3 protein-coding genes are annotated in these 3879 nt (G+C 63.7%); all 3 read left to right on the top strand.

Annotated elements, in window-relative coordinates; translation table 11 throughout:
* Positions 1 to 542 (top strand): LysE family translocator (locus EN893_RS22900; protein WP_164901034.1); only part of this gene is annotated, 542 nt, incomplete at its 5' end.
* 243 nt (positions 543 to 785) lie between these two features.
* Complete coding sequence (locus tag EN893_RS22895; RefSeq protein ID WP_127272403.1) at positions 786 to 2042, top strand: efflux RND transporter periplasmic adaptor subunit; 1257 nt, start codon at positions 786 to 788, stop codon at positions 2040 to 2042.
* Positions 2039 to 3879: efflux RND transporter permease subunit (locus tag EN893_RS22890; protein ID WP_164901033.1), on the top strand; the 1841-nt coding region annotated here is incomplete at its 3' end. The genes EN893_RS22895 and EN893_RS22890, both read left to right, overlap by 4 nt.

The following is a 3879-nucleotide window of genomic DNA, read 5'->3' as shown; positions in this document are numbered from 1 at the left end:
CGCCGGGGCCGAACAATCTCATGCTGCTGGCATCGGGCGTGAATTTCGGCCTCGTCAGAACCGTTCCGCACATGCTGGGCATCAGCATGGGTTTCCTCGTGCTGCTGCTTGCCGTCGGTCTTGGCCTCGGCGCTGTGTTGACGGCGTTTCCGGCGCTGCATACCGCGCTCAAGATCGCCGGCGGCGCCTATCTTTTGTACCTCGCGTGGAAGATCGCCATGTCGCGCACGCTGACCGGCAAGGGCGAGACGAACGCGCGGCCTATGCGCTTCATCGAGGCGGCCGCATTCCAGTGGGTCAATCCCAAGGCGTGGGTGATGGCGATCACCGCCATGGCCGTCTATGCCAATGCCGAGCACCCGTTCCTGTCGGTGGTGTTGATCGCCGTGGCTTTCACTATCGTCAATTTGCCGAGCGTCTCGGTATGGGCAGGGTTCGGCACGGCGCTGCGTGGCTTCCTGTCGGACCCGGTGCGGCTGAAATGGTTCAACATCGCCATGGGCGTGCTGCTGGCGGCGACGCTTTGGCCGATGCTTAAATAGGCTGTGGGGCGCACCAGCCGATCGTAGGGGGACGGGATTCGGACTCTCGGCGGACCGTCCGGATCGGGAGCCGCCCCGTGTTGCACATCCATTGTGCAGTGCACATTAAATCTTCGTAATGCCGCCTTTTGGCCCTTTTCCAACAAAGGCGTGTCCTATCTATTCGGCGAAATCGCGGCAACGGGCCGCGTTGGAATAGAACCCATCGGACCACGACGTGTCGGGTGGAGAGGGCCTTTGACCATGCGTGGAAAAGTCGTTCTTTCGTTGCTGGCCGTCGCCTGCCTGGGTGCGGCCGGCTGGCTCTATCTTTCGCCTGACGCGCTTGGCAGGGTCCAGCAGGTCATCGGCGCAAAGCAGGTTGCCGCGCCGGACAAACAGGCTGCGGCTTCGGACAAGAAGGCCGACAATGCCGGGCGCTCGGTCTCCATCCTCTCGGCCGTCGCCTCGACAGCCGATTTCCCGATCCGGCGTTATGCGATCGGCTTCGTCTCCTCTCCCGCCGTCGTCAACATCAACGCGCGGGTGTCCAGCCAAATCGTGTCCATCGACGTCAAGGACGGGCAGATGGTCAAGACCGGCGATCTGCTGTTTTCGCTCGATGACCGGGCGCTGAAGGCGCAGCTTGCCAAGGACCAGGCGGCGCTGGCCAAGGATCAGGCGATGCTCGCCAGCTCGCAGTCCGATCTCCAGCGCGCCAAGGATCTGGTCGCCAAGCAGGCCGGCACGCAGCAGACCTACGACCAGGCCGTCGCCGCGCAGAAGGCTGCCGCAGCGACTGTCGATGCCGACAAGGCGACAATCGACGCCGACAATGTCCAGCTTGGCTTCGCCACGATCACGGCGCCGATTTCCGGCAGGCTGGGTGCTGTCAGCGTCGCCGTCGGCGATCTCGTCACCGTCAGCAATGGCAACAGCAGTACGGCGACCCCGCTGGTGACCATCACCCAGATGGACCCGCTGCAGGTCAACTTCAATCTTCCCGAGAGTAACCTGGCCCTGCTGCACAAGGCGCTCGCCAACCCGCAGCAGGGCGCGGTGACACTGACCAAGGATGGTGACCCGACGCCGATCGGCAAGGGTACGCTCGATTTCGTCGACTCCAGCGTCGACACCGCGTCGGGCACGATTGCCACGCGGGCAAGCATTCCCAATGCCGATCTTTCGCTATGGCCCGGCCAGTATGTGAATGTCGTGCTCGACGCCGGCATCATGCCGCAGATGACATCGGTTCCCACGGTCGCGGTGCAGCCAAGCCAGAAGGGGCCGTTCGTCTATGTCGTCAAGCCGGACAACACGGTCGAGATGCGGCCGGTGCAGGTGGCGCTGACCGAAGGCGAGAACAGCGCCGTCAGCCAGGGGCTGAAAAGCGGCGAGAAAGTTGTCACTGAGGGCCAGACGAGGCTGAAGGACGGCGCCGCGGTGCATGAGGGCAAGGCCACGGCCGATGCCGCGCCGAAGGTGGCCGAGGCGAGCAAAGCCGGCGAGGCGGCCCAATGATCTCCGAATTCTGCATACGCAGGCCTGTCGCCACCCTTCTGATGTCGTTCGCCCTCGTGCTGGGCGGACTGTTCGCCTACAAGTTCCTGCCGGTGGCGGCACTGCCCAGCGCCGAATTCCCGGTGGTCAACGTCTCGGCTTCGCTGCCCGGCGCCTCGCCGGAAACCATGGCGACGTCGGTGGCGACCCCGCTGATCAAGCAGTTCGCAACCATCGCCGGTATCGATTCGATCTCGACCACGAACTCGCTTGGCCAGACCTCGATCGCCATCCAGTTCGTGCTCAACCGCGACATCGACGCGGCAGCAGCCGACGTGCAGGCGGCGATCGCGCGCACGCAGAAATCATTGCCGCCGCAGATGACGGCGCCGCCGAGCTATCGCAAGGTCAATCCGGCCGACGCGCCGATCCTTTTGATGTCGCTGGTCAGCGACACGGTTCCGCTGACCGATCTCGATGCTTTCGCGGAAAATGTCATCTCGCCGTCGCTGTCGACCATAGACGGCGTGGCGCAGGTCTCGATCTTCGGCCAACAGAAATACGCGGTGCGCATCCAGATCGACCCGACCGCGCTTGCCGCGCGCGGCATCTCGATCGATCAGCTGCAGGCGGCGGTCGCCTCGGCCAACAGCAACACGCCGCTCGGCGTGCTGCAGAACGACAAGCAGCAGCTTACCATCACCGCCAACACGCAGCTGACTGACGCCGCCGGCTTCTCCAACATCATCATCGCCACCAAAAACGGTCACCCCGTGCGGTTGGGCGAGGTGACCCGTGTGGTCGATTCGGTGCAGACGACGACGACGGCGAGCTGGTATGACGGTACGCGCGCGATCATCATGGCGGTGCAGCGCCAACCCGACGCCAACACCGTCGACGTCGTCGACAAGGTCAAGGCCATGCTGCCGTCCTTCAAGGACCAGATGCCGGCCGCCGCCGACATCAAGCTGCTTAACGACCGCTCCAGTTCGATCCGTCAGGCCGTCGATGATGTCCAGTTCACGCTGCTGTTGACCATCGCGCTGGTGGTCATGGTGATCTTCGTGTTCCTGCGCCGGGTGACGGCGACCATCATCCCGGCCGTGGCGGTGCCGATTTCGCTGATCGCCACGCTCGGCGCGATGTTCCTGTTCGGCTTTTCCATCGACAACATATCGCTGATGGGCCTGACGCTGGCGGTCGGCCTCGTCGTCGACGACGCCATCGTGATGCTTGAAAACATCTTCCGCCATATGGAGGAGGACGGGCTGTCGGCCTTCGACGCATCGCTGAAGGGCGCGCGCGAAATCGGCTTTACCATCATCTCGATCTCGATTTCGCTGGTCGCGGTGTTCATCCCGGTGCTGCTGATGGGTGGCGTCATCGGGCGCATCTTCAACGAGTTCGCCGTCGTGGTGACGGTCGCCATCCTGGCGTCGATGTTCGTGTCGCTGACGCTGACGCCGATGCTGTGCTCGCGGCTGCTGTCGGTGACCAAAGCCGACCGCGACAAGCATGGCCCCGGCCACAAGCCGGACCTCGTCACCCGCGGCTACGACAAGGTCTTGAGCTTCTGCCTGCGGCACACCTTCCTGGTGTTCCTCGTCTTCGTCGGCACCGCGGCAGCGTCGGTGTGGCTGATCCAGACTTCGCCGAAGGGTTTCTTCCCGCAGGAGGACATCGGCCAGATATCGGTGACCACCATCGCACGCCAGGACATCTCTTTCGACGCCATGTCCAGGCTGCAAGGACAGGTCGCCAGCGTCTTCTCGCATTCGCCCTATGTCGACCATGTGGCGTGGTCGGCGGGCAGCGGCAACAATGCGCTCAACCAGGGGCAGCTTTTCGTCCAGCTTAA

The organism is Mesorhizobium sp. M7A.F.Ca.CA.004.04.2.1 (assembly GCF_004022825.1).
Classification (GTDB): Bacteria; Pseudomonadota; Alphaproteobacteria; order Rhizobiales; family Rhizobiaceae; genus Mesorhizobium.
Note: the sequence above shows the minus strand (reverse complement) of the source record. Positions and strands in the feature narration are given on the sequence as shown.

Coding starts and splice junctions, on each gene's coding strand:
- EN893_RS22895 (WP_127272403.1), top strand. CDS start 786: ATGCGTGGAAAAGTCGTTCTTTCGTTGCTGGCCGTCGCCTGCCTGGGT.